The following is a 25,666-nucleotide window of genomic DNA, read 5'->3' on the forward strand; positions in this document are numbered from 1 at the left end:
AAGCAGAACAAGTAGATGAAGTTTTGTCCTCTGTAGACGAAGAACTCGCTGATTTACCCATCGGATATGGTTTAAGTCGCATTGTGTTGATGGCTAGAGATCCAGAATGGGCTTATGCGTACTGGGATGTCTCTAGCGAACACAAAGAAGAATTTCGCCGTCAAGGAGGAGAACAACTCGCTCTGAGAATTTACGATGTTACAGAGATTAACCTAGCCTATCAAAGTCCCCACAGCATTCAGGAATATCCCTGTGATGAACTTGCTCGGGAATGGTATGTACCGATTCCTGTTAGCGATCGCGAATATGTGATAGAAATTGGTTATCGTTGTGCAGATGGTCGCTGGTTGATCTTGGCTCGTTCTGCGGCGATTCGTATTCCGCCCATATATCCCTCAGACTGGATCGAGGATCAATTCATTACCGTATCCTGGGATGAGGAACTTCAGGGTAAAACCTTTGCAGAATTGACCCCACCCACTCAACCTGGAAATGATACTGAAGACCGCCTCTACAAAGAGATTTTTGGTATAGATGACCTAGAAGCGACAAGGGTTACAGGTTCATTATTTGGTTCTATGCACCAGGTTTCCTTACACGAAGAAACCGTAAGTTCCTACGTCTTACCCTCTGGTGTGGGTCAATGGGCTTCTGGAGTAGGTTTAACTGCTTCTGGAGTTGGTTTAACCACTTCTGGAGTTGGTTTAACCACTTCTGGCGCTGGTTTAACCACTTCTGGAGTAGGCTTAACTACTTCTGGCGCTGGTTTAACCACTTCTGGAGTAGGCTTAACTACTTCTGGCGCTGGTTTAACCACTTCTGGAGTAGGCTTAACCACTTCTGGAGTGGGAATCGGACAAACCATGTCTGGCGCTGGTTTAACTACTTCTGGAGTAGGTTTAACCACTTCTGGAGTAGGCTTAACCACTTCTGGAGTGGGAATCGGACAAACTATGTCTGGAGTTGGCTTAACTGCTTCTGGCGCTGGCTTAACTACTTCTGGAGTGGGAATGGCGAAGTCCATGTCTGGTATTGGACAAACGATGTCTGGTATTGGTTTAACTACTTCTGGAGTAGGTTTAACGACTTCTGGAGTAGGAATCGGACAAACGATGTCTGGTGTTGGAATGGCGAAGTCCATGTCTGGAATCGGACAAACGATGTCTGGCGCTGGTTTAACTACTTCTGGTGTAGGCTTAACTGCTTCTGGTGTAGGTTTAACCACTTCTGGAGTAGGAATCGGACAAATGATGTCTGGTGTTGGAATGGCGAAGTCCATGTCTGGAATCGGACAAACGATGTCTGGCGCTGGTTTAACTACTTCTGGTGTAGGCTTAACTGCTTCTGGTGTAGGTTTAACCACTTCTGGAGTAGGAATCGGACAAATGATGTCTGGTGTTGGAATGGCGAAGTCCATGTCTGGAATCGGACAAACGATGTCTGGCGCTGGTTTAACTACTTCTGGTGTAGGCTTAACTGCTTCTGGTGTAGGTTTAACCACTTCTGGAGTAGGAATTGGACAAACCATGTCTGGCGTTGGCTTAACCACTTCTGGCGTAGGAATTGGACAAACAATGTCTGGTGCGGGTTTAACCACTTCTGGTATTGGTTTAACGGCTTCTGGAGTGGGAATGGCGAAGTCCATGTCTGGAATTGGACAAACAATGTCTGGTGCGGGATTAACCACTTCTGGCGCTGGTTTAACGGCTTCTGGCGTAGGAATTGGACAAACAATGTCTGGTGCGGGTTTAACCACTTCTGGCGTAGGAATTGGACAAACAATGTCTGGTATTGGTTTAACTGCTTCTGGTGTGGGAATGAATATGTCTGGTGTCGGACAAACGATGTCTGGCGCGGGTTTAACCACTTCTGGTGTGGGAATGAATATGTCTGGTGTCGGACAAACCCTGTCTGGCGCGGGATTAACCACTTCTGGCGTAGGAATTGGACAAACAATGTCTGGTGCGGGTTTAACCACTTCTGGCGTAGGAATTGGACAAACAATGTCTGGTGCGGGTTTAACTGCTTCTGGTGTGGGAATGAATATGTCTGGTGTCGGACAAACCCTGTCTGGCGCGGGTTTAACTGCTTCCGGTGTGGGAATGAATATGTCTGGTGTTGGACAAACGATGTCTGGCGCGGGATTAACCACTTCTGGCGTAGGAATTGGACAAACAATGTCTGGTGCGGGTTTAACCACTTCTGGCGTAGGAATTGGACAAACAATGTCTGGTGCGGGTTTAACTGCTTCTGGTGTGGGAATGAATATGTCTGGTGTCGGACAAACCCTGTCTGGCGCGGGTTTAACTGCTTCCGGTGTGGGAATGAATATGTCTGGTGTTGGACAAACGATGTCTGGCGCGGGTTTAACTGCTTCTGGTATTGGTTTAACTGCTTCCGGTGTGGGAATGAATATGTCTGGTGTTGGACAAACGATGTCTGGCGCGGGTTTAACTGCTTCTGGTGTGGGAATGAATATGTCTGGTGTTGGACAAACGATGTCTGGCGCTGGTTTAACTGCTTCTGGAGTGGGAATGAATATGTCTGGTGTCGGACAAACGATGTCTGGTGCGGGTTTAACTACTTCTGGGGCTGCAATTGGAGAACGGATGTCTGGAGTGGGAATGAATATGTCTGGTGTCGGACAAACGATGTCTGGTGCGGGTTTAACTACTTCTGGGGCTGCAATTGGAGAACGGATGTCTGGAGTGGGAATGAATATGTCTGGTGTCGGACAAACGATGTCTGGCGCTGGTTTAACCGCTTCTGGTGCGGGAATGAATATGTCGGGTTATGGGATGGGCTTAACCATGTCCGGTACTGGAATGTCTGGTGTGGGAATGGGGGCTTCTATACCTCCTGTGCGTCCCCGTAAGTTCTGGTTAGTCGCGGAAGCCGAATTAATCATTTACGGTGCTACTGAACCCGATGCAACTGTTACGATTGGTGGGCGACCCATTAAACTGAATTCGGATGGTACTTTCCGCATTCAAGTTTCCTTCCCCGATGGTGTGATTGACTATCCGATTATGGCGGTGGCTGCTGACGGTGAACAAACTCGTTCTATTCACATGAACTTTAATCGTGAAACCCCAGATCGTCACACCAATACAAAAGAAGAAGCAGTTTTAGAATGGATTGGTTAATTTTCAATTCATAATTCAATTCATAAATAATCAAATCAATTCCTAAAATAAAGCCCCTCGAATCAGATCGAGGGGTTTTGGAGTCAGAAGCTAACAAACCTGAACTTTAGATCCATTCAACTTATTTCAGCACTTTATTCAGCCGTCTCAGGTTCAACACATCGCTGATATTTTTAATCTGAACACAAGTATGTTCAAGTTGATCGCGATCGCAAATTTCTATCCCTAATTCAATCAATGCAGGCGCATCTCGGAAGGTTTTCACTTGAGCGCTACAAACATTAACGTTATTATCTTTTAATCGGGATAAGATATCATTCAACACACCAACACGGTTAAACACTTCGATTTGAATTTTGACTCGATAGGTTTGAGGACGACTTCCATTTTGGATAACGGGATTCCAACTCACCGGAACTAAGCGATCGCCGGAGACTTTATTCACATTCTCACAACCTTGTCGATGAATAGAAATTCCCCGTATCCGAGTTACAACCCCAATAATGGGTTCGCCTGGAATCGGACTACAACAACCCGCTATTCCATATAACAATCCTTCGACTCCCGCAATCGGAGATTTACTCGAAGAAGCAGGAGTTGCAGGAGGAACCATGTTCGCCACCTGAAGATTGGTTTGAGATTCTTCTAGGGATGCTTCTGGAATATGAGTGTGACCTTTTACCGCATCTCGCAGTCGATTGACCACATGATTTAAAGTCACTTCGCCGTATCCTAAAGCGGCTAACAAATCATCAACACTATGGTAATTACATCGTTGAACAACGGTTTGCATGGCTTCGGATTTGAGCAAGGATTCAAAGCCATTTCTACCCATTTCTTTTTCGAGTAAATTGCGACCTCGATCAATATTTTCGTCCCGATGCGATCGCTTGTACCATTGACGAATCCGGTTTTTAGCGGTACTACTACGAACAAAATTCAGCCAATCTAAACTCGGATGAGAGCTTTTTTGAGTGAGAATTTCAATAATATCTCCATTCTTCAATACCGTATCCAAAGGAACAATCCGATCATTGACTTTTGCGCCTTTGCAATGGTTGCCAATTTCGGTATGAATCCGATAGGCAAAATCGACCATTGTTGCCCCTTGAGAAAGAACCATGACATCCCCTTCTGGGGTGAAGACATAGACATCTTCATCAAATAAATTATTCTTGATACTCTCTAAATACTCATTGGCATCTTTGAGATCATTTTGCCATTCTAATAATTGCCGCAACCAAGTAAACTTATCATCACTATTGCTCATCTTGGCATAATTTGAACCGCCCGTTTCTTTGTACTTCCAATGCGCGGCGATCCCGTATTCAGCAATATGGTGCATTTCTACTGTCCGAATTTGCACTTCTATTGGACGGCCTGTACTACCAATCACCCCGGTATGTAGGGATTGATAGCGATTAGGTTTGGGTAAACCAATATAATCTTTAAACCGACCTGGTATCGGACGAAAAGCATCGTGGACAATGGCTAAAGTTCGATAGCATTCTTCGTTGGTTTCTACAATCACACGCAGGGCTGCTAAATCATAAATTTCGTGAAATTGCTTTTGATGGTTGTGCATTTTACGATAAATACCGTGAAGATGCTTGGGTCGGCCATTTACTTCATAAGATTTAATCCCGGCTTTCTCTAGTCGAGTTCTCAAAAAATCTGCAACTTCTGCTAATTTTTCTTCGCGAATATTGCGCTTATCTGCAACTAAACTTTGAATTTCGCGATAGGCTTCTGGCTCTAAATATTTGAAGGATAAATCTTCTAGTTCCCACTTAAATCGACCAATCCCTAATCGATGGGCTAATGGGGCGAAAATTTCTCGGGTTTCTAGAGCAATACTCCGACGTTTGTGATCGGGTAAAAACTCTAGCGTTCTCATATTATGAAGTCGATCTGCTAACTTCACGACAATCACCCGAATATCTTTTGCCATCGCTAAAAACATTCGGCGGAAGTTTTCGGCTTGGCGTTCTGTTTTGTTAGAAAAATTAAACTTTGAGAGTTTGGTTACGCCTTCTACCAGTTGTCTAACTTCTGAACCAAAATGGCTTTCGAGTTCATCGGGTGTAACTTCCGTATCTTCGATGATATCATGGAGGAAACCTGCGGCAATTACAGTCCCTTCACTGCCTAGATAACGCAATAATCCCGCAACTGCAATGGGATGATTGATATAAGGTTCTCCGGATTTTCGATACTGTCCTTCGTGTAGTTTGTAGGCAAACTCAAAAGCCCGACAAACAATTTCACTATCAGGACAAGACTGATCTGAGCAAGAATTATTGTTATGATATTGCTGCAAACACTGTTGTAACCAGTCTGGGATCGCGCAGTCGGAGTTGATTGGGGTTGTTATAGTCCGAGTGTTCATGATCTTTAAACCTAAGAATTACAGATAAAAATTCACAACCTGCAAGCGACATAGATCTTGCATTTTGAGACAAAATTAAAGGGTGAGTAGAAGTTCTACCCCGTTGCTCTGATCTTGAAGATCGGGCAACCTGCTAGAATTTTAATGACAACGATGACTGAGTTATGACTGAGTTGCTTCTGTCGCACCTCTCAGTCTTAGTCCAGCATCGGAGGCAAAGATTGAAGTATAGAGCAGTTTTCCGCTACTCAGCATGGCAAGTATGAAGCTGCTTTCTCACCCGGAGAGGGTCAGCAAGCTGTGATGATTCGACGAAGTTACCAGTTGTCAGTTCTCTTTAATCAGTTCTAGCGTGTGGACTGATATTGAGTCTGTCTATCCCCGTTTTCCTAATCTGACAGACTGGGAGAGTTCTCATTTCTCTCAGTGGTACTGATAACTCTTTCTTCATCTTTTTTTAGGTGAGTCAGTATATTTGAGTTAGCGAACTTGGTATAACCACACCACGGCGTTTGCTTGATGCTAACTCACCGAATTAAGCGTTGTACGGGGATTGTAAAGCCTAGAGACGTTACCTAATAAGGCTTGTGTCTCTGGGGGGTCGTAAGTGAAATTTGCCTAATCTTAAGATTTTAAAGCTTTAAGCTTTGGTTAATATTGACAGTATATACGAATTTCTTAACATTATGTTACCTGAACAGCATCGTCAAGCGATCGCTCAACTGCAACAAACCCTCGAACGACTCCAAGTTCAGTTAACAGAGGTGAATCTAGACAAAGCTACCCTGAAAGCTACTTTCAAACAAGCCCAACAGCTTTTAGAAAACATCCTACAATTGGGGGATCAGGATGTAGACCCCTCGCTGGTATCACCTCTACAATCCTATTTAACAGAAATTCACAAACAGATGCGACTTTTGGAGATGGATTTTCGCTTCCTTCAAACCTCTCGTCAGAATACAACCCTGCAAACTAGGCAAACTCAAATGCGATCGCGTATTGCTACCCTAATGAGCTATTGTAAGTCTTTGTTAGATAAATAGTAGCATTGACTAATGAAATCTGTGTCTCATTTTAGCAAATCCATAACTATATCTGTCGGATTTGTGATTTTTGGCGTTGTGGTGCGTCTGGTTCAGTATCTCAATAATCGCTCTATATGGTTTGATGAAGCTAATTTAGCATTAAACATCGTTAACCGTTCCTATTTCCAGTTACTCAGTCCCCTCGACAATAATCAAGCTGCACCTCCCGGTTTTTTGTGGATATGCCCCAAAATTAGGCTATTCTCAATTAGGGGTCGAAGGAGGTTTTACAACCTCCGACTCCCATTCAGAACCGTGCTTGCTACTTTCACAGCACACGGCTCCTAGTACAAGTTATCTGTTATCATCAGAACATCCGGTTTCTTTTGAGTTGTAAGACCCATCGGTTGCCGTTTTAATGTCGTGACAATGGCGATGCAATAATTGCAGATTTTTGTATTCATCTTTACCGCCTACAGACGTTGGGATGATATGATCGATTTCTACAATATCATCTGGGGTGAAATATTGTCCAGATGATTTACATTTGCCTTTTTGCTTTTTGAGCAAATTTGCTACTCGTTTAGGTACATCGTAGGATGTGCCTTTTCGTGTACTCCAATAAGTCCAGTTTCCATCATAGGGTGATGCTTCAGGTCTTATAGTTACGTGACGTTTAATAGTTGTTTCAGCATGGTTTAGTAGTTTATAACCATCCTTGGTTTCAAAACTCCATGCCATATTACCGTTTTTCCTGAAGTATTTCCTCAGTTTATCGTAACTGGCTTTACCGCATCTGCTAACTATCCATGCTCTTAATCTTTGCCATGTAATATGGTCTAAAGAGGAGAATGTCTCTTTGGAGGCAATCTTGGAATGGTAATTGCACCATCCTCTAATTACAGGGTTTAGGCGTTTGATTAGTGCGTATTGGGGTGCAGTTTTGTAAGTTTTAATAACTTCCTTAACCTGATCCGCGTGAGCTTTATTGCCTTCTTACTAGGTTTTATTATGGTTCCGAACCCTAGTAGTTTTGAGTTCGCACTACCAGTCTTACCGGAGTGGTGTTTCCCCACTGGGTATTGTCTGAAGTTCCACCCTAGAAAGTCGAATCCTGGTTTAACCATTATGCCTTTTACCTCAATTTCTCTTAGTGTGTGGCATATACGGGTTTTGGCTGTTTTCAGTTCTAACCCGATAGGTTTCAACCATTCTTCGATGACAATTTGGCTTTGTTGAATGATTTTTAATTGTGGGCTGATTACCACAAAATCATCTGCATATCTGATGACTTTGGCTTGAACTGTGCCATTCTTTTTTGGGAATTTTTGTTCTATGAGCCTAATCATTCCATCCAGTGCGATGTTAGCAAGTAGAGGACTAATGACACCTCCTTGTGGTGTGCCTGCCTCTGTTGCCTCAAATATGCAGTTGTCCATAACTCCAGCCTTCAACCATTGTCTGATTTGGGCTTTTATTATTGATGGACAATCAATTTTGGACAGTAGGTATTCATGGCTAATCTGGTCAAAACACTTTGAGATGTCAGCATCTAAGATGTAATATTCGCCTTTGTTGATACTTTGGAAGATTCGTGACATTGCGTCATGGGCTGAACGTCCGGGTCTAAACCCGTAGCTTTCCCCCTCAAATCTGGCTTCCCATTGTGGTTCTAACGCAGATTTTACCAAAGCTTGCCTTACTCTGTCGTGTATAGTTGGGATTCCTAAAGGGCGTTTTTCATCCTTGGATTTGGGTATCCATTTCCTGCGGAGTGGTTTTGCCTTTTGGTATTTGCTTAGATTTTTGGCAAGTTCTAACCGTTGATTGGGTGTAATAGATTTGATTCCATCTACCCCGGCTGTTTTCTTACCCTGGTTATCTTGAGTAACCCTTCTTATTGCTAAGAGTTTGGCGTAATACGACTTAACTAGGAGCTTTTGAAGCTTTCGAGCTTTCGCATTTTGTCCCGATAATGATGCCTGGTAAATTCTCTTTTGCAGCTTAAATACTATCCGTTGAACTTTCGCCCAATTGATTTTATTCCATGCAGTCGTAGTCTTGGTTATACTCGTTTTCACCGTTTTAACTGCTAATTGAAACTTTACCTAACAACTTGACCGGAATCTATCGGCGTATCCTAGACATTACATCTGGGCATTAGCTTCTGACTCCATCTTTCCCCCTCATAACATACGCCTTAGATTTGTGGCTACCTAACAGTATTCGACCTCTGTAGGAGTAGATGAGGGTTTTTAACGTTCCTTGAAAACGGGGTTATTGCCTTTAGAATCGTCCTCTCCGCCGGGGTACTTTTGGGAGTCTGTGTAAGTGCAGTAATAAATTCTTACCTCTTTGTAGAAGTATACAAAAACTTCTACCTATTCCCCTTGTTCTTTTGAACGCAGCGTATCAAGTCATTTTCGCTACTTAATAGTTACGACGGTTCAATACAGACGTTCACTTTCGTTATTCTTGGACAATTGGCTAGAGAACTTCTTTGGTATTTGACTTATACCTGATTTCCCGTTATTCCCAGCTTCAGTGTTTTGATAATCAGTCTGACACTGTGGAAATTGCCTTAACTCTTTGGATTTGGGTTACTTTTGCCTGTTAAGGTTCTGTAACTCATACCATTGACTCCGAGTTTGACCTTCCTTTAAGGTCACATTTTTCAAAGTTAAAGTGGATTATGTTTTTCAATAACCACTTCCCTGCTTACGTTTCGGGTTTTATCCCTTTACTTTGGCAGGAACGTCTCGCACAACTGATTATAGTTTAGGAACCTATGAACTCCCCGACGAAGGTGAAATTTCATCTGAGGAATGGGAACGATACCAACAAGAGTTTGAACCGTTTCGAGGTCAAAAACGAGTTTGGATTATCTTTAGGGTTGATGACTCAGAAACAGAAACATTATTATCTTATCTGAATACAATCGGTCGTCAAATTGATATTTACAAACAAAAAGGAGCATTTGTTTGTTTATACGATTTGAGTTGAAGAAGAAAGAGATCTTGTTGTCGGAGTCTCAATGTTTAATTAGATTCACTATCTAAACGATATTCTCTAAAGTTTTCCTGAGCATTTCCATTAATTTTTAAAATCGCCATCGTCTGATCTTGAGGATTTTTTACAACATAATACCAAGTAAACCCTGTGCGATCATTAATCACTTGTAAAAGTTCAGGTCTTCCGAGAAATGTAGCTTGAATTGCTTGTTCATATTCTTTAGCAACAAAAGTCCGCTCAAAGCCATTCTCTTTCTTGTAAGTTCCCCAAGAATTATAACTCCAAATAACGGTTTGATCTTCAGTATCCGGCAAATACAAAATCATGTTATTCACAAAGGATAATTTGACAACACTTTGAATCAGTTCATTCAAGGAAATCGGTACATTATTACGGGGTGGAGTGGTAATTTGACTCACTTGTTGCACCCATTTAGTTTGTAACTTTTCCATTTGTTTAGCCGCAATTTCTTTAAAAACTTGACTGCGATGAACGGTAATGCGATTATTGATTACAGAAAGAGCCGCAATTAAGGCTGAAAATACCGAAACCAATCCCACCATATAAAGCAGATAAGTTGTTTTAGGTGCTTCAGGAACAACGCTAGAACTCTCTAAATCAGGATAGCGTTGTAGAGAACCTATCGCTCTGACAATTTCTTGAATTCCGAGTACAAAAGTTATCGCCACTCCAAAAATACTCAAGACTACACTCGCCCAAAATATCCCAGTTAAAACAGCTTCAACTTTAGCGCTAAAAATATCCCAGTTAAGAATTTCGTCAAAAATTCCTAAGACAACCAAAGTTGCACCCACCAATAAGAGGGCAATTGTCGTTGCTACGGTAAACGATAATATTTTAATGCGTCGTCTCATTGATTAATTCTCCGATTAAAATAGCTCTAAAATAAAGGTTAAGATTTTTCAGACTGATCAAAAATGAATGTTATGTTACATCCTATAGTGACTATAGGTCTAAAAACCAATGACTGGACACGAACTTTTGTTACTGGGAGTGCTTCTATTGCCCGGTATGGCATTGTCAATCTTAATTATCGGAACATTTGCGGCTGGAGGTTAATCCAGCATTTAACGAGGGAGGCTGATGTCTCCCTTTAAACTCACTTAAATTGTCAAGAACTTTTAACGCCTTAGAGTGATTACGCGGTCAATCACGCACCCGACTTAATTTTATTACAATTCTAACCTAGAATTAAAATTCGGCTGAGTTTTTCTGAGATTTTCAGTTGGGGAGATTCTGATATTTTCTCACCTTCTCAAAATTCCTAGCCGATCAAATTTGGATGGAAGTTCCCCAATTTTGATCGGGCTAGATGACTATTCTAGCTGATGATAATCGTGATCGGAAAGCGTCTTTTCAATACCGGATTAGCAACATTGTCAGCTAATCTACTTGACTGACTATTACCCCAAACTAGAACTACTTTTGGCTAACTTCTTTCAGTGCTTCCTCAATGACTTCATTACTAACACCACGACGTTTTAAACTAGCAATTAATGCAGATACAGTATCTCCTTCCAAACGCTCAAGATCATCTCGAAGTCCTTGCCCAATATAGACACGAATGAGCGGTTGATAACCCGAAAACCCAAGAATAGGTGCAACTTTCTTTAAATCTTCAATCACATCTTCGGGAATACGAATGGTGATTGTTGTCATGGGACGATTTTTATTTAAACGCTTTTTTAATGTCTCAGCTTTCATTATATTTACGTTCCTTCTTGTTTTCAAATTATCAACCTATTCAAGAAAGCGACGGTGCTTACATTAAGTTTTAATCGCAGTTATGACAAATATACAATCACCTATGGTAAGCAAATCACAACTGCTTATCATATCCCTGAATCACAGATTTATTCATCATTTTTTGATAAAGAGTCAGGAAGACGATCCTTCTCTTCTTGTGTGTATTCTGGCAGTAGAGACTCGATTGAAAAGTTTAATGGCGAATATGTAACTATAAATTTACCTTCCACCGCGAAAAACATAGGATTGATATCTCTTTTAACAACTTCTCTAAACCAGTTTGCGGCTTTAGTAGCATCAATAATAAGTTGATGGCATTTTTCTACCCAATTATCATACTCTTGAAGTAATTTATGGTATCGTTCTGGATTCCACTCTAATATTTTATAAAATCGAATCCCATTATAAAATTTTCTTCCATCAGAACATTGATATATTTCATAGTTATAATTTTCTTGAAAAGTATTGGCAGCCTTATTCAGCAATATACTTAAAGTTTTAACCGCTTTCTCCAACTCTATTAAAGTGCCGGGAAAATCAGCACTCAAAATCTTCTGGCGAAATTTATAGACATCATGGGGTAACTCAAAAAACCATCTTGGGGGATCTTCTAGTGCCAAAGATGTCCATTGATGCCATTGAGACAAATGACAGTATTCAACTGCTAAATCAATTATATTTGTATAAATAAGCTCTCCAGCTTGCTGATTTAAATTCAATGCCGGAGACAATGTTTTCTGAACCCAAAGCTCATGATTAGTCTTAAAAGCGTGTAACTTCTCAACTGGATAATCTTCTGGATTTTTATCAATAATTTTATGATGAGTAGGACATAGAAGAATTAAGTTTGCGTAAGAGTCTCTTTCTTCTTTGGTTAGTAGACTTTCACCACGAGGGCCATTTAGTTCCTTTGCTACTATATGTGCCTGCTCCCCAATTGGTAAGCTACTTGAAGTAGCTTGACTATCTTGAGTTAGTTCAATCCGGCAATCTGGAAAAGCGCATCTGCTTGCAGCCCTACCCCAAAGAAGCTTGATATCTATTTGATTGATCGTCATACACTCACCAATATTTTTGTTTTCCTAGTATAACTTTGTGAACATTTAATGAGGACAAAGCGATCAAGTGCCTAAAAGTATTAGTGATGCAAGCTGAAGATTGTTCTTTAAGAGGTTAGAATAATTTGGCTGAACGGTTACGCTAGCTGTTGCCGTACCGACTGAATACAACTCTCAAGTCTGAGATGATGAAAGCTGGATTATTTTTGACGGGTCTTTTTATGTCTCCTCTACAACAGATTAAACCGATCAAACACTGGGGTTGGGTTTGTCTACTATTTTGGTTGTTAATGGTCGCACCCGCCCAGGCTGCGGTGTTGTTGCGGGTTGCTGTAACAGAAGAAGCCGATCAGGTGAAAGTGGGAAGTTCAACCCCAGCGGTTGTCCGCAACGCCAATGGTCAAACGTTAGGACAAATTTCTCCCCAAGGGGGACTGGTGGCAAAACCCAACTCGGGTAATATTTCTTTGGGTGAATGGAAAGGCAGTCAACTCTGGGTCGAACCGACGGGAAATGGTCATGTTTGGATCGGAGAGGGTTGGTATCGGGGGCGGGTGTTGTTGGTTCCCGACGATGGCGGGATAACCGCAGTTAACTATGTCGATCTCGAACAATACCTTTACAGCGTATTAGGGGCGGAAATGGATGGAGGTTGGCCTCTCGAAGCGTTGAAAGCCCAAGCTGTAGCCGCCCGAACTTACGCCCTGTACAAGCGAGAACGCAGCAACGGGGTTTATGATCTCGGTGATGATCAAATGTGGCAGGTTTATAAAGGGTTAGCGACTGAATCTGGGGGAACTCAAGCCGCTGTCAACTCAACTGCCGGACAAGTTCTCACCCATAACGGTCAAATTATTCTAGCGGCTTTTCATTCGTCCTCGGGCGGACATACGGAAAATGTGGAGGATGTTTGGGATAATGCTTTGCCCTATTTGCGGGGCGTACCGGACTATGACAAGGGTTCGCCTGTGTTTGAGTGGACGAGAACGTTTTCTCAAGCTGACTTGTCTGGGCGCATTTCTGGGGTCGGTAAAGTCGTGTCGATGACTCCTGAACAAACTACGGCGTTTGGAAGTATTTTGTCGATGAAAGTGGTCGGTGAGGGGGGGACTCGCACGATGACGGGAGAAGCAATTGCCGCAGCGTTAGGACTGAGAAGCACTCGTTTTCGCGTTAACCGTCAACCCAATTCGACTAACTTTACGATTGTTGGGCGCGGTTTTGGACATGGAGTGGGCTTGAGTCAATGGGGGGCTTATAATTTGGCTAGGGCTGGATATACTTATTATCAAATTCTGATGCACTATTACCAGAATACGAGTTTGGCAAAAATTCGAGTGCAGTAGAGTCTTCTGTTTTGCGGCTGAGTCGTGAATCATTCCAATGGCTGATGTATTGACGTTGACGCTACTTGATCCCCAGAATAAAACGCCTCAAAAACAGTGGAAATTTGAGGATCAGTCTGTGATTGAGATCGGACGGGCTTCAGATAATCAGGTTGTGATTGTTGATCCGTTGGTGTCTCGTTATCATCTACAACTTCGTAAACTGAGTGAGAATCCCCTCAAGTGGATGTTAGTCAATAAGGGGACAAATGGCACTTTTGTTAATGGGGTGCTAACTTCTCAAGCTGTCGTCACAGAGGGGATTTTAATTGAGTTAGCAAAAGGTGGCCCGCTACTTCAACTCAACTGGCAATTCATTCGTCCGGTTTCCATCCCCAATACTTCCGGTTGTACTCACGCCGGAAACCCACCCAACAATTTATTTTGTATTCATTGCGGTTTACCGATTCATATTGAACGCAGTATCCGCAATTATCACGTTTTAAGAACGTTAGGACAGGGAGGAATGGGAACAACAACCCTGGCTTGGAATGCGGAGTCGAGTTTACCTCAAACTTTGGGTCAGATCCGAATTCCGGCGTTGGTGGTTCTCAAAGAAATGAATGCAGACATGGCACAAATTGCCAAAGCCCAAGAACTGTTTGAACGAGAAGCCCGTACTCTCAAAGGGTTAAACCATGAGGGAATTCCTCAGTTCTATGACTTTTTTGTGGAAGAGGGGAAAAAATATCTGGCGATGGAAATGGTTCATGGTCAAGACCTAGAAAAGATCGTACAGTATCGAGGGCCAGTTACTCCCCAACAGGCAATTAATTGGATGATCCAAACCTGTGAGGTGTTAGGTTACCTTCATGTTCAAGATCCGCCCATTATTCATCGAGATATTAAACCCGCAAATTTGCTATTGCGAAATCTAGATCAACGGATTGTTGTCCTTGATTTTGGGGCGGTTAAGGAGATTGGAACTCCTCCCGGAACCCGGATTGGGGCAGAGGGATATAGCGCCCCCGAACAGGATCGAGGACAACCTCTGACGCTTTCTGATCTTTATGCGATCGGTTCGACACTTATCTTTTTATTAACGGGTGAAAGTCCTTTAAACTTTTATGGCAAACGGGACGATAGCTATGGTTTTAGTTTAGAAAGCGTTCCGACCATTACCCCTGAACTGCGAACTGTGATTGAACGAGTGACAGAATATCGACCTCGCGATCGCTATCAGGATGCCCAACACCTTTGTCAAGCTTTACGAGAGTGTTTGAATTGATTGATTAATTTAGTTTATTAATCAGATGAGTGTATTTGATGTTTGTCATCATTTTCTCTGTTCAAACACGGCTAGAAATCCCTCAAAATCAAGCTATAAAATGGCGATTTCTTGACGTTGGGATGTGTTGATGCTTAGTCTTCGTCCCAACCTTCTACGGCGAGGAGTTCGCTAATCGGATCTTGCATGGAAAAACCAAACTCTAACAGTTCTTTTTTCCAATATTTCCACTCGTCGCCATAGAGAAATGCGATTTTCCAAAGGCGGTCGGTGGGCTTGATTAGATCGGATTTAACGAGGGAATCCACCTGACGCTGAAGTTTGTCCATCTGGTGTATAACCTGTTGGCTCATAATACCTCTTTAGTTGTTTAAGTCTTGGTTTTCTTTTGTTGTTTTTCCCAATGCTTTTGTGTGAGTGCTTGAGAGTTTAGTCTTGAGAGTTTAGTTACGCATAAACTGTGGAGCTGTTGGGAAATGAGCTACCTACATCATAAGATAACATAGTTGATTTCAATTTGTGTTATTTCTGGCACAAAAATCAAATTGATCCGGCAATAATTCCACTTCAACACAGAACTTTTCCCACACCATTTTATAACCTAAGCTTGATGGATTAGATGAAGTTATCAAACTCTTTCCCTAAGTTCAGGATTTTAAAAGTTGCTCACTAATTTGGCTTTCTTCAAAACCCAGCCTAAGAGACGCTCTTGAGTAACGAGAATATCAGCCGTTCCCTCCATACCCGAATAGATACTGTACTGATGATTGCCTTTCACCAAATACGAGTTTTCCGGTTGAATGAGAACTTCATAATATGCTTTAGACGTTTGACGAGCAGAGGCTTGAGGAGCATTGCCGTTGAGGGAGATTCGTTTCACCCTTCCTTTGAGGATACCATATTCTCGAAAAGGATAAACAGCAATTTGTAAATGAACTTGTTGATCCATCTCTATGCGGGAAATATCCTTCTCCGCGACCAACGCCAAAAACATCAGGGGAACTTGAGTCGGAACGATCTGAGCGATAATTGTATCTGACTCTACGACTTGACCCGGTTTGGGAAGATCAAGTTGAATAATCGTCCCCGCCTGAGGCGCCCGAATGGTACTATGCCCGATCAGGCTGGTGATTTGTTCAAGCTGGCTTTGAGATTGAACAAACTGCTTTTGCACTTGCCATCGCTGTTTGAGAAGGGTTCGCCGTTCTTGAGCAAATTCTTGAGCCACTTCAGGAGTTGACTTGGTTAGCTCAACGACTGCTAACTCTACCGACAAATCATCCAACTTTTGACGCGCGCGCCGAGAAGTCTTAGATTCTAATGTCGTCAAAATTTGCTGATCGAGGGTGGCAACATATTGATCAAGTTGATCAAGTTCTTGTTTCAACTGCGTCAGTTGCGCTTGGAGATTACGCTTTTGAGTCAACAGCAAAGACTGATTCACATAAGCGATCACTTCTCCCTGTTCGAGCGGTTGATTTTCCCGAACCACAATTTGTTCTATAATGCCGCTCGTCGCTGCCGAGACCAGTTCAACATCTCCTTCGGGTTGAGCCACTACAGGCACTCTAACACTGGGAGTATAGCGAATAAAACCCGCCAGCACAACCAATCCTCCAAAAGTTCCCAATAATAACATTCCCGCCCACTGTGTCCAGCGACCAATCGGCGGTAAAAAATCATCACTATCGAGAGGTTGAAGTTCTATCGGTTGGAAGTTGGAAGCCATAACACAGGAAACACCTGAAAAGAGCAGTCCAAAAAAGCCGTTCTAGACGCGGAGCAAACCCTAATCACTGAAACTGATAGGACTCGATTTTACATCTATCCAAAGATAGACGACTCCCGAGAGATCGGTTGTCCAAAAATTAGCATTCTGACAAATCTTAACGTGATTTTGAGCAAATCTACTAGAAATCTCGTAATTTACCTGTTAACATAGTCGCAACTTCTCAGGCGTTCGTCAATCCTTGGATTAATTTTCTGGGGTTTTCAGTCTGAAGTTAATCACATCAAAGCACAATCTATCTGTTGTTTCAAGGATATTTACCATGGCAGAAAAAAAGACCAAGAAACTTTTTACTGAGATCTCCAAAAAAGAGTCTTCCACTATCAATGGTGGTCACTACTATGACTGCTACTCCTATAAGAAGTCCAGCTATGACTACCATGACGACTATCATTACTATCCCGCTTACCATAGTGGTTCTCCCCGTTATTGCTACTAATCTTTTTTTAAAGGTGCTGTAAACCATAGCACTTCAGTTTTGATACTTAGTCCTGCCAAAAGCGCCCGTAAGTTGCGGGTGTTTTTTTGGGGTTGTTATTCGGAAATCGGAACATGAGGAAATCTTGACTTCTGACTTTTGCCTTGTGGGAAGATGAGGAGAGACTGAACTGATCACTGATGAGCTGTAAAACAAGCACGATTGACTGGTACACTTTCGATCCCGAGCAAGTAAAAAGCCTTCTTGATCGGTTGGAGACAAAATCACCCGTTGTATGAAATATCCCGTTGTTTTACAACATAGCCAAGAAGACTGTGGGGCGGCTTGTCTGGCTTCAGTCGCCAAATATTACGGACGCACATTTACCCTTCCTCATTTGCGATCAGTCTCCGGTACTGGTCAACAAGGAACTACCCTACTCGGACTCAAACAAGGCGCCGAAGCTGTTGGGTTTAACGCTCGACCTGTCCGGGCTGACCCTGATATTTTAGATGAAATTGATCAAGTTCCTCTCCCTTTAATTATTCACTGGAAAGGTTATCATTGGGTTGTTTTGTACGGCTATCAACGCCACAAATATATTATTGCTGATCCCGCACTGGGAATTCTTCACCTCTCCAAAGAAGAATTAGCCGCAGGATGGAATGACTGGGTTTGTTTATTAATTGAACCGGATCAAGAACGGTTTTTCCTGCAAAAGAGCGATCAAATTACTCATTTATGGCGATGGATTAAACGAAGCTGGATTTATCGTCAAGTTCTGATTCAAGTTTTTGCGATTAATATTGTTCTGGGTTTACTCTCTCTGGGTTCTCCGTTTTTAATTCAGATTATTACTGATGAAGTTTTAGTTCGAGAAGACCTGCAACTCCTGCGTTCGATTGTGATTGCAGTGGTAATTATGAATATCTTCAGTAGTGCTTTAGGTTTAGTACAATCGAACTTAATCATTCACTTTTCTCAACGTTTAGAACTGGGATTGGTGATGGAATTTGGGCGAAAAATGTTGCACCTTCCCCTCAGTTACTACGAAACTCATCGAGGGGGCGATATTGTTAGCCGTCTCAAAGATATTCAAGAACTCAATCAGTTTGTATCTCAATTTATTGTGAGTTTACCCAGTCAGCTTTTAGTGGCAATTATTTCTCTAATTGTCATGCTGATTTATAGCATTCCCCTGACTGTCGCCGCTTTAATAATTGGGGGATTAATGGTTTTATCAACTCTGGCGTTACTCCCCACATTACGACAAAAAACACGTCAGTTCTTTGCAGTCGAAGCCGAAACTCAAGGGATTTTAGTTGAAACCTTTAAAGGTGCAATGACTCTCAAAACCACTAATAGCACCCCGCAATTCTGGGAAGAATTTCAAACTCGTTTCGGACGACAAGCAAACCTCGCCTTTAGAACCACTCAAATTGCAATTATCAATGATATTTTTTCAGGGTTAGTTAGTGGAGTGGGGGGAGTTGCATTACTTTGGTTTGGGAGTCGAATTGTGATGGCAAATAACCTCAGTATTGGTCAACTTCTTGCCTTTCTCACCCTCCAACGAAATGTGACTCTTTTTGTTAACTCTATCGTGCGATTTACAGATGACCTGACTCGGGTACAAACAGTAACACAACGATTAGCCGATGTGATAGATGCGAGTTCTGAAAGCTTAGAAACCGATCAAAAACCTTCTGCCTATATTCCACCCAACGCTGATATCAACTGTAATAATATCACCTTTTATTACGGCGGACAAGTCAATTTACTGGATAAATTTTCAGTCATATTTCCAGGTGGGAAAACTATTGCTTTAATTGGACGTTCTGGCTGTGGAAAAAGTACCCTCGCTAAATTAATTGCAGGTTTATATCCTCTACAATCGGGTAATATTAGATTAGGCATCTACAACCAACAAGATTTATCCCTCGACTGTCTACGTCAACAGGTGGTTTTAGTTCCTCAAGACGCTCATTTTTGGAGTCGTTCTATTATCGAAAATTTCCAGTTAGGACACCCTGGAATTCCCTTTGAAGCCATTGTACACGCCTGTCAAATTACGGGTGCAGATGAATTTATTAGTCAACTTCCCGAAAAATATCAGACCATTTTAGGCGAATTTGGGGCGAATATTTCCGGCGGACAACGACAAAGGTTAGCCATAGCTAGAGCGATTGTAACTAATCCTTCTATCTTAATTTTAGACGAATCAACCGCCAGTTTAGACCCTCTCAGCGAAAGTGAAATTTTCCATCGACTCCTGCAACAACGACAGGGAAAAACAACCATTTTAATTAGTCATCGACCCCGAGTAATTAACCAAGCAGATTGGATTATTTTGTTAGATCAAGGTCAACTTAAACTTCAGGGAAATTTATCCCAATTACAAGCTTTACCCGGTGAACATTTGCAATTTTTAACGCCTTAATTATTGGAAAGATAGAGCATCAGCTAACAACTCTCATAAATAAGTGCTAAAAGCCAGCATTAAGACTAATTTTAGCAAGCAAGCTTTGAACTTTAGCCTCATACATCAGTTCAGGCGCTACCTTGATTCCCCCAGCCCCCAAGTAAGGGCGGGGCTGTTTCATTCTAACAAAATCCCAAGCTTCAACCACCGATTATTAAGTCATCTTTGACCTTCTGTATTGTACGATCATGATTGACAATAAAAAACCAGATTAAATCCTGCATTTGTCACAAAGATTGTGATAACCCCCCCCACCTTCAGTCTTTTTAAAGCGGAATAACTTGGGTTTTTACACCCATATCCTCTAACATTTTCTGAATTTCATCACAGTAAATTGGGTTCATGACAATGACGTGATCCGGTTGGTATTCTTTGAGAAATTCTGGGGACATAATTTGTTTTCCAACACCCGGAATAAACTTACCATGACGATGAGGATTGATATCAACCACATATTGAATTTTATCAATGGTATCAAGGGTGGTGAGAAAAGCTACACATTTTGAACCCGAACCCCAAACAACAACTCGTTTTCCGACAGTTTGCCATTGTTCTAAATCTTGTTTCCAACGGGTTAACTTATCGTGAATTGTAGCGGTAAACTGTTTCACATCCTGCTTGAGTTGTTCTAGTGTTTCTTCAAAAGAATGTGTTTTTTCAGAATGGATTTCAACAGGCATTGCTTCAATCATTAAATATTGATTCCCATAATCTCCATAAAGATCGGTAATTTCAAAGCCACAAGAACGGAACAACCGAGCGAGTGATCCGGGTGTAAAATAAGAACAATGTTCGTAGTAAATATCTTCAAATGCTAAATCTTTGAGAACCCGAATGGTATCAGGAATCTCAAAAAACACAGGAATATGAGTGCGATCGCCAATAGAACGACGAACCGTTTTGATAAACTCAAAGGTGGGTTGAATATGTTCTAAGGTATGGCGACAGCAAATAAAATCACCGACATATTCAGCGTGTTTTTCAGAATAATAATCCTGAATAAACGTTACCCGTTCAGCCGCCTCACTCTGAACTCGTCCTGGAACAACACTCGGATCAATTCCAACGCCCCGATTATTTCCTAACTCACATAAAAGCAGTAAAAAGTCTCCTTTACTACACCCAATTTCGACAATATCTTTATTGTGAAGATCGTATTTTTCAATCAAACGATTGGCTAAATCAAGTGCAAATTTATTAAAAGTTGGGGAAAAACTTTGTTGATCTTCATAGTTGGGAGCATAAGCTGACCACTTAGAATCAAACTTAATATTCGTAATAAAGCCACAATGTTCACAAAATCCTAGTACCACATCACCACTCGGAAAGTCTAAAGCATCTTCCTCAGTGGAGAGCATTAAACAACTATGAACTGGAACATTACTCACCTCATAAAACGGGGAAAGTCCGTGATGACCACAGTTTGGACAAGTTGAATTTTCGACTGTGACTTCGGTTTTTGAATCGTTAGATAATGAAGGTTTAATCGTTGTCATTTTTGGCTCCAATATTTTGATTTTTATCTGCAATGCTTAAGCCGATTAGACTTAATTCAATGGTTGTATTTATTGACATGGACTCAAGAGATTAACAGGTAAACAGTCTCAAAAAAGAGACTATTTATGTGTTTTCTAGGAGTCTATGAATAAAGTAGATGCAAAGCTCTGACTCACAAAATTAACTCATCTAAGCTAGATAAGGTTTAGGGATCGGAACAATAAATTTCCCGCCTTGCTGTTTGTAAGCTTCTTGCTGTTTCATAATTTCTTCAGCAAAGTTCCAAGCCAAAATCAACACATAATCCGGCTGGTCTTCTAACAGCTTTGTTGGCGGAAAAATGGGCAGATGATTCACGCCCATATAACGACCTTGTTTGAATTTATTCAGGTCTACAATGTAGTCTAAATGGGTTTTATTGATTCCCACATAACTCAACATTGTTGTGGCTTTAGCAGCAGCACCATAACCCACAACTCGTTTCCCTTGCTTCTTCAAATCCCACAAGATTTCAAGCAAACCATTCTTAACCGCTTCCACGTTATTCGCAAAGTCTTTGTAATACTCAATGCGATCAACGCCCTGTTCTTTTTCTGTTTTGAGTAGAGACTTCACTGAGTCTTTAACCGCCTCTTTAGGTTCTACAAATAAACGTAAAGAACCGCCATGAATTGAGGTGCGTTGAATGTCGTTGAGATAGAGAGAATGCCTTCTAAACAAGTTGTCTAAAGCAGTGACAGAGAAGTAACACAAATGTTGGTGATAGATCGTGTCAAATTCACAATGTTCGACTAAATCAACTAAATAAGGTGCTTCAATGACAGCAACTCCTGTCTCTTTCAACAGAATACTAATTCCTTCAACAAAACCATTCAAGTCAGGAACATGAGCAAGAACATTATTCGCTAGAAAAACATCTGCTTGTTTTCCTTTTGAGCGCAATTCTTTGGCTAAATCTTGCGTAAAAAAGGTACAGGTTGAAGGAATCCCTGCTTTTTGTGCAGCTTCTACTGGGCCAGAAGCGGGATCAATTCCTAACACGGGAATTCCGGCTTCAACGAAGTTTTTCAGCATATAGCCATCATTACTCGCCGCTTCAAGTACAAAGCTTTGATCATTAAGTTTTCTAGACTCAATAATCGCTTTTGCACTGTCTCCAAAGTGTTTGAGTAAAGAAGGAGAAACAGAGGAAAAATAGGGATAATCCCGACAAAACAAAATCTCTGGTGGAACACTAACGGTAATTTGAACTAACCCACAGTCTGGACAAAAAGCCAGTTCTAAAGGAGCAGTATATTCCGGTTGATCGAGTTGATCTTTTGTTAACAGTCCATCTGCTAAAGGGGTATATCCAAAATCAATAATAGACCTTAGATTTTGGGAACCACAAGAAAGACAAGGGGGCATTTGATCAGGCATCTTTTCTACTTTCCTTATACGGCAGATGCAGCGGCATCCGTTTGCCAACGCAGGTTTTTATTCAAGCGTCCTTCAGCCAGTAATTTTTGAATGTGGGCAATGCGTTTGTATTTAGGGCCTTCAAATTCTTCGAGAGTTAACCCAATTTTTTTATAGGTATTGTAGAGTTCTTCGGCGCCTTTGCGAGTGTTCCATTGGGGCTGAAATTCTGGTAAAACGCGCAAGATTTTACGACAATCCACTCGATAACACCGGGTATCTGGGCCTCCATCTGCGGCGTATTCAATTTCGCAGTTGGGAACAACTTCTTTAACGATATTGGCAATGTCTCGAATTTGGTAATTGTCTTCGTTGCGTCCAACGTTAAAGGCTTCGTTATGAACTTTTTCTCGAGGGGCTTCTAAAACGGCAAGAAAGGCGCGAGAAATGTCTTCAATATGGACAATAGGTCGCCAAGGTGTGCCGTCACTCTTGATATAAACTTTTCCGGTTGTAAATGCCCAAGCGACTAAATTATTCAGAACTAAATCAAACCGTAGACGAGGAGAAACCCCATAAGCGGTTGAGTTGCGAAGAAAAGTAGGGCTAAAGTTATCCGAGGCAAGTTTGGCAACATCTTGTTCAACTAAGACCTTAGAACGACCATAGGGAGTCACCGGATTAAAGGCAGATTCTTCAGTTAACCAGTCGCTTCCCCCGGCGCCATAGTTACTACAAGACGAGGAGAAAATATAGCGGGAAATTCCAGCTTCTTTGGTTAACTTTGCCAGATGAACGGAAGCTAAATGATTGATTTCATAGGTTAAATCAGGATTGAGATTTCCCAAAGGATCGTTAGACAATCCGGCTAAATGAAGAACAGCATCAAATCCCTCTAAATCTGAAATTTCAACATCTCGTACATCTTTAACGATTTCGGGAATATTAGCAATTCCCTCTCCAAAGGTACTCTGCTGGTAAAGATCGCTATCTAAACCAACTACTTCATGTCCTTTCGTCAGCAATAAAGGCACCAAAATTGTACCAATATATCCTTTGTGACCTGTTACTAAAACACGCATTTTTTTACTTACTCCTGCCAAGTTTTCCACGGTGCATTACCACTTTCCCACAAGCTTTCTAACCGACGTTTATCCCGTAAGGTATCCATACATTGCCAGAAGCCTGCATATTTATAGGCCATAAGCTGACCCTCTTTTGCTAAATTCTCTAGAGGTGCTTTTTCCCACTGAGTATCATCGCCTTCAATATAATCAAATACTCCCGGTTCTAACACAAAGAAAGCCCCATTGATCCAACCTTCTTGAGTTTGAGGTTTTTCTGAAAATTCTACAATTTGATCATCATCGAGTTGTAAGTGACCAAAACGGGCAGCCGGACGCACCGCAGTTAATGTCGCCAGCTTACCATGAGAGCGATGAAAAGCTAACAAATCATGTAAGTTTAAATCTGAAACTCCATCTCCCCAAGTCAGCATAAAAGTTTCATTTCCCATATAGGGAGCGAGACGCTTAATTCGACCTCCAGTATTTGTGTAAAGCCCGGTATCAATCAGGTCAACATTCCAGTCAGGTTTGGTTCCGCCGTGCATCTCGAAAGAGCCTGTCTGTACATTAACAGTCAAGTTACTATTAAGAGAGCAGTAATCAACCATGTACTTTTTGATCACTTCAGCTTTGTATCCCAAAGCAATCGTGAAATTTTTAAAACCAGACTGGGAGTAGTGCATCATAATATGCCACAGTATAGGCTTACCCCCAATTTCTACCATTGGCTTCGGCTTCTCTATCGTTTCTTCCGAAAGACGAGTACCTAAACCGCCTGCCAGTATTCCAACTTTCATACTAAGAAATTTTGGTGATCACATCATTCATAAAAAAGATTCACATCACAAATACCAATTGTCAAGAGATTCGTATACTATTTCATCAAAGCTTTACAAAAGAGAGATTCAGGCAATATGTTTTTCTAGGATATAGGGGGCGAAACGCGCGCTCGCGCTTCCAACAGTCAACTTTTGTAATAACTTCAAGTAAAAATCGAGGGTTGAGTCTGAGAGAGAGAATAGGTTCAGTTGTTTAGCAAGCCCTATTTCTGAGAACACTTAATGAGTGCATAACTCAACACCCGTTAGACATAAGTGATAATCAACTTGGCGCGACTATCTACCCAATGAAGCGAACACCCCTCAACCCCTTCCTCTGGCTAACGCTTTTTATTGGATGTTTAGGACTATTAATTGTTGCAAAATCAAGGACGTTCAGAGGCGTTGCGACAAACTCAGTTAGAGATGTTAAATTCTCAACAATATCAACATCCCTATTTTTGGGCGGCGTTTGTTCTAGTTGGAGATTGGACAGCGATGACAGATTAATTGAACGGGAATTTAATACTATAGCGCTACTTGAATCGGGAACAGGGAACGCCGGATCAGGGAACAGTCATAAAGTCCCCCAAGGTTGGGGGATTTCGGGGGATAAATATATTTAACTCAACTTCAGTGAAATCGAATTTTGTTGGGATTGAGTCAACAACAAACCATATTCTAACCCCTCTACAACCGCTTGATAAGACGCATCTAAAATATTCGTCGAAACGCCAACCGTTGTCCACCGTTTCTGACCATTACTGGACTCAATTAACACCCGAGTTTTGGCAGATGTTCCTTCTCTCCCATCCAATATTCTCACTTTATAATCCGTCAGTTGAAATTGAGCAATACTCGGATAAAAACTCAATAACGCCTTTCTTAACGCCGAGTCTAACGCCGAAACAGGGCCGTTTCCTTCGGCAGAAGCTAATATTTCTTCTCCATTGACCGTGACTTTTACCGTCGCCAAAGAATTGCTCATGTCTTCCGTTCGTTTATCACAATGAACCTGAAATCCTTGAATTTCAAACAACGTTTTTCGAGTTAATAGTGCCTCTCGCATTAACAACTCAAAACTTGCTTCGGCTGCTTCAAACTGATAACCCTGATGTTCTAACTCTTTCAACCGTTGCAAAATTTGCCGACAAGTGGGATGATGACGATCAAGTTCAATGCCAAAG

Annotated in this window: 18 protein-coding genes and 1 pseudogene; 7 read left to right on the forward strand and 12 right to left on the reverse strand. The window is 41.7% G+C overall.

Going from position 1 to position 25,666, the window contains the following annotated elements; translation table 11 throughout:
- On the forward strand, nucleotides 1–3,146 hold a 3,146-nt coding region (locus L8106_RS34675; protein ID WP_009787781.1), incomplete at its 5' end, for a DUF4912 domain-containing protein.
- Nucleotides 3,147–3,267: 121 nt separating this feature from the next.
- Here the strand turns inward: L8106_RS34675 and L8106_RS27255 are convergent.
- On the reverse strand, nucleotides 3,268–5,535 hold the full coding sequence (locus tag L8106_RS27255; RefSeq protein ID WP_009787783.1) for a bifunctional (p)ppGpp synthetase/guanosine-3',5'-bis(diphosphate) 3'-pyrophosphohydrolase: 2,268 nt from the start codon (nucleotides 5,533–5,535) through the stop codon (nucleotides 3,268–3,270).
- A gap of 686 nt (nucleotides 5,536–6,221) precedes the next feature.
- Here L8106_RS27255 and patD point away from each other — a divergent pair.
- Nucleotides 6,222–6,578: a heterocyst frequency control protein PatD gene (patD, locus tag L8106_RS27260; protein ID WP_009787784.1), complete on the forward strand. Its 357-nt coding sequence runs from the start codon at nucleotides 6,222–6,224 to the stop codon at nucleotides 6,576–6,578.
- 336 nt (nucleotides 6,579–6,914) lie between these two features.
- Here patD and ltrA read toward each other — a convergent pair.
- A pseudogene (ltrA, locus tag L8106_RS27265) lies at nucleotides 6,915–8,641 on the reverse strand (group II intron reverse transcriptase/maturase).
- 664 nt (nucleotides 8,642–9,305) lie between these two features.
- On the opposite strand from ltrA, the gene L8106_RS27270 reads away from it, so the two are divergent.
- Nucleotides 9,306–9,563: a hypothetical protein gene (locus tag L8106_RS27270; protein WP_009787787.1), complete on the forward strand. Its 258-nt coding sequence runs from the start codon at nucleotides 9,306–9,308 to the stop codon at nucleotides 9,561–9,563.
- 35 nt (nucleotides 9,564–9,598) lie between these two features.
- Here L8106_RS27270 and L8106_RS27275 read toward each other — a convergent pair whose 3' ends face one another.
- The 3 genes from L8106_RS27275 to L8106_RS30090 all read right to left on the reverse strand — a co-directional run bounded on the left by L8106_RS27275 (nucleotide 9,599) and on the right by L8106_RS30090 (nucleotide 12,397).
- Complete coding sequence (locus tag L8106_RS27275) at nucleotides 9,599–10,447, reverse strand: hypothetical protein (RefSeq protein WP_009787788.1); 849 nt, start codon at nucleotides 10,445–10,447, stop codon at nucleotides 9,599–9,601.
- Nucleotides 10,448–11,012: 565 nt separating this feature from the next.
- Nucleotides 11,013–11,252 carry a BrnA antitoxin family protein gene (locus L8106_RS27280; RefSeq protein WP_232228593.1) on the reverse strand — a complete coding sequence of 80 codons (240 nt, stop codon included), beginning with the start codon at nucleotides 11,250–11,252 and terminating at the stop codon, nucleotides 11,013–11,015.
- 194 nt (nucleotides 11,253–11,446) lie between these two features.
- Nucleotides 11,447–12,397: an HNH endonuclease gene (locus L8106_RS30090; protein WP_009787790.1), complete on the reverse strand. Its 951-nt coding sequence runs from the start codon at nucleotides 12,395–12,397 to the stop codon at nucleotides 11,447–11,449.
- A 188-nt stretch (nucleotides 12,398–12,585) separates the two neighbouring features.
- Here L8106_RS30090 and L8106_RS27290 point away from each other — a divergent pair, with 188 nt between their 5' ends.
- Both L8106_RS27290 and L8106_RS27295 read left to right on the forward strand, forming a co-directional pair.
- Nucleotides 12,586–13,743: a SpoIID/LytB domain-containing protein gene (locus L8106_RS27290; RefSeq protein WP_009787791.1), complete on the forward strand. Its 1,158-nt coding sequence runs from the start codon at nucleotides 12,586–12,588 to the stop codon at nucleotides 13,741–13,743.
- A gap of 37 nt (nucleotides 13,744–13,780) precedes the next feature.
- Nucleotides 13,781–15,010, forward strand: a complete 1,230-nt coding sequence (locus L8106_RS27295; protein WP_009787792.1) for a protein kinase — start codon at nucleotides 13,781–13,783, stop codon at nucleotides 15,008–15,010.
- A 134-nt stretch (nucleotides 15,011–15,144) separates the two neighbouring features.
- On the opposite strand, the gene L8106_RS27300 is transcribed toward L8106_RS27295, so the two are convergent.
- On the reverse strand, nucleotides 15,145–15,363 hold the full coding sequence (locus L8106_RS27300) for a DUF4327 family protein (RefSeq protein WP_009787793.1): 219 nt from the start codon (nucleotides 15,361–15,363) through the stop codon (nucleotides 15,145–15,147).
- Between the two features lie 302 nt (nucleotides 15,364–15,665).
- A complete protein-coding gene (locus L8106_RS27305; protein WP_009787794.1) occupies nucleotides 15,666–16,739 on the reverse strand; it encodes an HlyD family secretion protein in 1,074 nt (357 codons plus the stop codon).
- 773 nt (nucleotides 16,740–17,512) lie between these two features.
- On the opposite strand from L8106_RS27305, the gene L8106_RS27315 reads away from it, so the two are divergent.
- The gene (locus L8106_RS27315; protein ID WP_009787796.1) at nucleotides 17,513–19,657 is read left to right on the forward strand and encodes a peptidase domain-containing ABC transporter; all 2,145 of its coding nucleotides are present in this window, start codon (nucleotides 17,513–17,515) and stop codon (nucleotides 19,655–19,657) included.
- A 308-nt stretch (nucleotides 19,658–19,965) separates the two neighbouring features.
- Here the strand turns inward: L8106_RS27315 and L8106_RS27320 are convergent, their stop codons facing one another.
- The 4 genes from L8106_RS27320 to rfbF all read right to left on the reverse strand — a co-directional run bounded on the left by L8106_RS27320 (nucleotide 19,966) and on the right by rfbF (nucleotide 24,458).
- Nucleotides 19,966–21,195 carry a class I SAM-dependent methyltransferase gene (locus tag L8106_RS27320; RefSeq protein WP_009787798.1) on the reverse strand — a complete coding sequence of 410 codons (1,230 nt, stop codon included), beginning with the start codon at nucleotides 21,193–21,195 and terminating at the stop codon, nucleotides 19,966–19,968.
- 190 nt (nucleotides 21,196–21,385) lie between these two features.
- Nucleotides 21,386–22,615 carry a class I SAM-dependent methyltransferase gene (locus tag L8106_RS27325; protein WP_009787799.1) on the reverse strand — a complete coding sequence of 410 codons (1,230 nt, stop codon included), beginning with the start codon at nucleotides 22,613–22,615 and terminating at the stop codon, nucleotides 21,386–21,388.
- Nucleotides 22,616–22,629: 14 nt separating this feature from the next.
- Complete coding sequence (locus L8106_RS27330) at nucleotides 22,630–23,676, reverse strand: NAD(P)-dependent oxidoreductase (protein WP_009787800.1); 1,047 nt, start codon at nucleotides 23,674–23,676, stop codon at nucleotides 22,630–22,632.
- 8 nt (nucleotides 23,677–23,684) lie between these two features.
- Nucleotides 23,685–24,458 (reverse strand): glucose-1-phosphate cytidylyltransferase, encoded by a 774-nt coding sequence (gene rfbF / locus L8106_RS27335; protein ID WP_009787801.1) that lies wholly within the window; start codon nucleotides 24,456–24,458, stop codon nucleotides 23,685–23,687.
- A 399-nt stretch (nucleotides 24,459–24,857) separates the two neighbouring features.
- Here rfbF and L8106_RS27340 point away from each other — a divergent pair, with 399 nt between their 5' ends.
- Nucleotides 24,858–24,989 (forward strand): CHAT domain-containing protein, encoded by a 132-nt coding sequence (locus tag L8106_RS27340; protein WP_009787802.1) that lies wholly within the window; start codon nucleotides 24,858–24,860, stop codon nucleotides 24,987–24,989.
- Nucleotides 24,990–25,101: 112 nt separating this feature from the next.
- Here L8106_RS27340 and L8106_RS27345 read toward each other — a convergent pair.
- Nucleotides 25,102–25,666, reverse strand: a 565-nt coding sequence (locus L8106_RS27345; RefSeq protein ID WP_009787803.1) for an alpha-isopropylmalate synthase regulatory domain-containing protein, incomplete at its 5' end; no start/stop codon positions are given.

The organism is Lyngbya sp. PCC 8106 (assembly GCF_000169095.1).
In the GTDB taxonomy this organism is placed as follows: Bacteria; Cyanobacteriota; Cyanobacteriia; order Cyanobacteriales; family Microcoleaceae; genus Capilliphycus.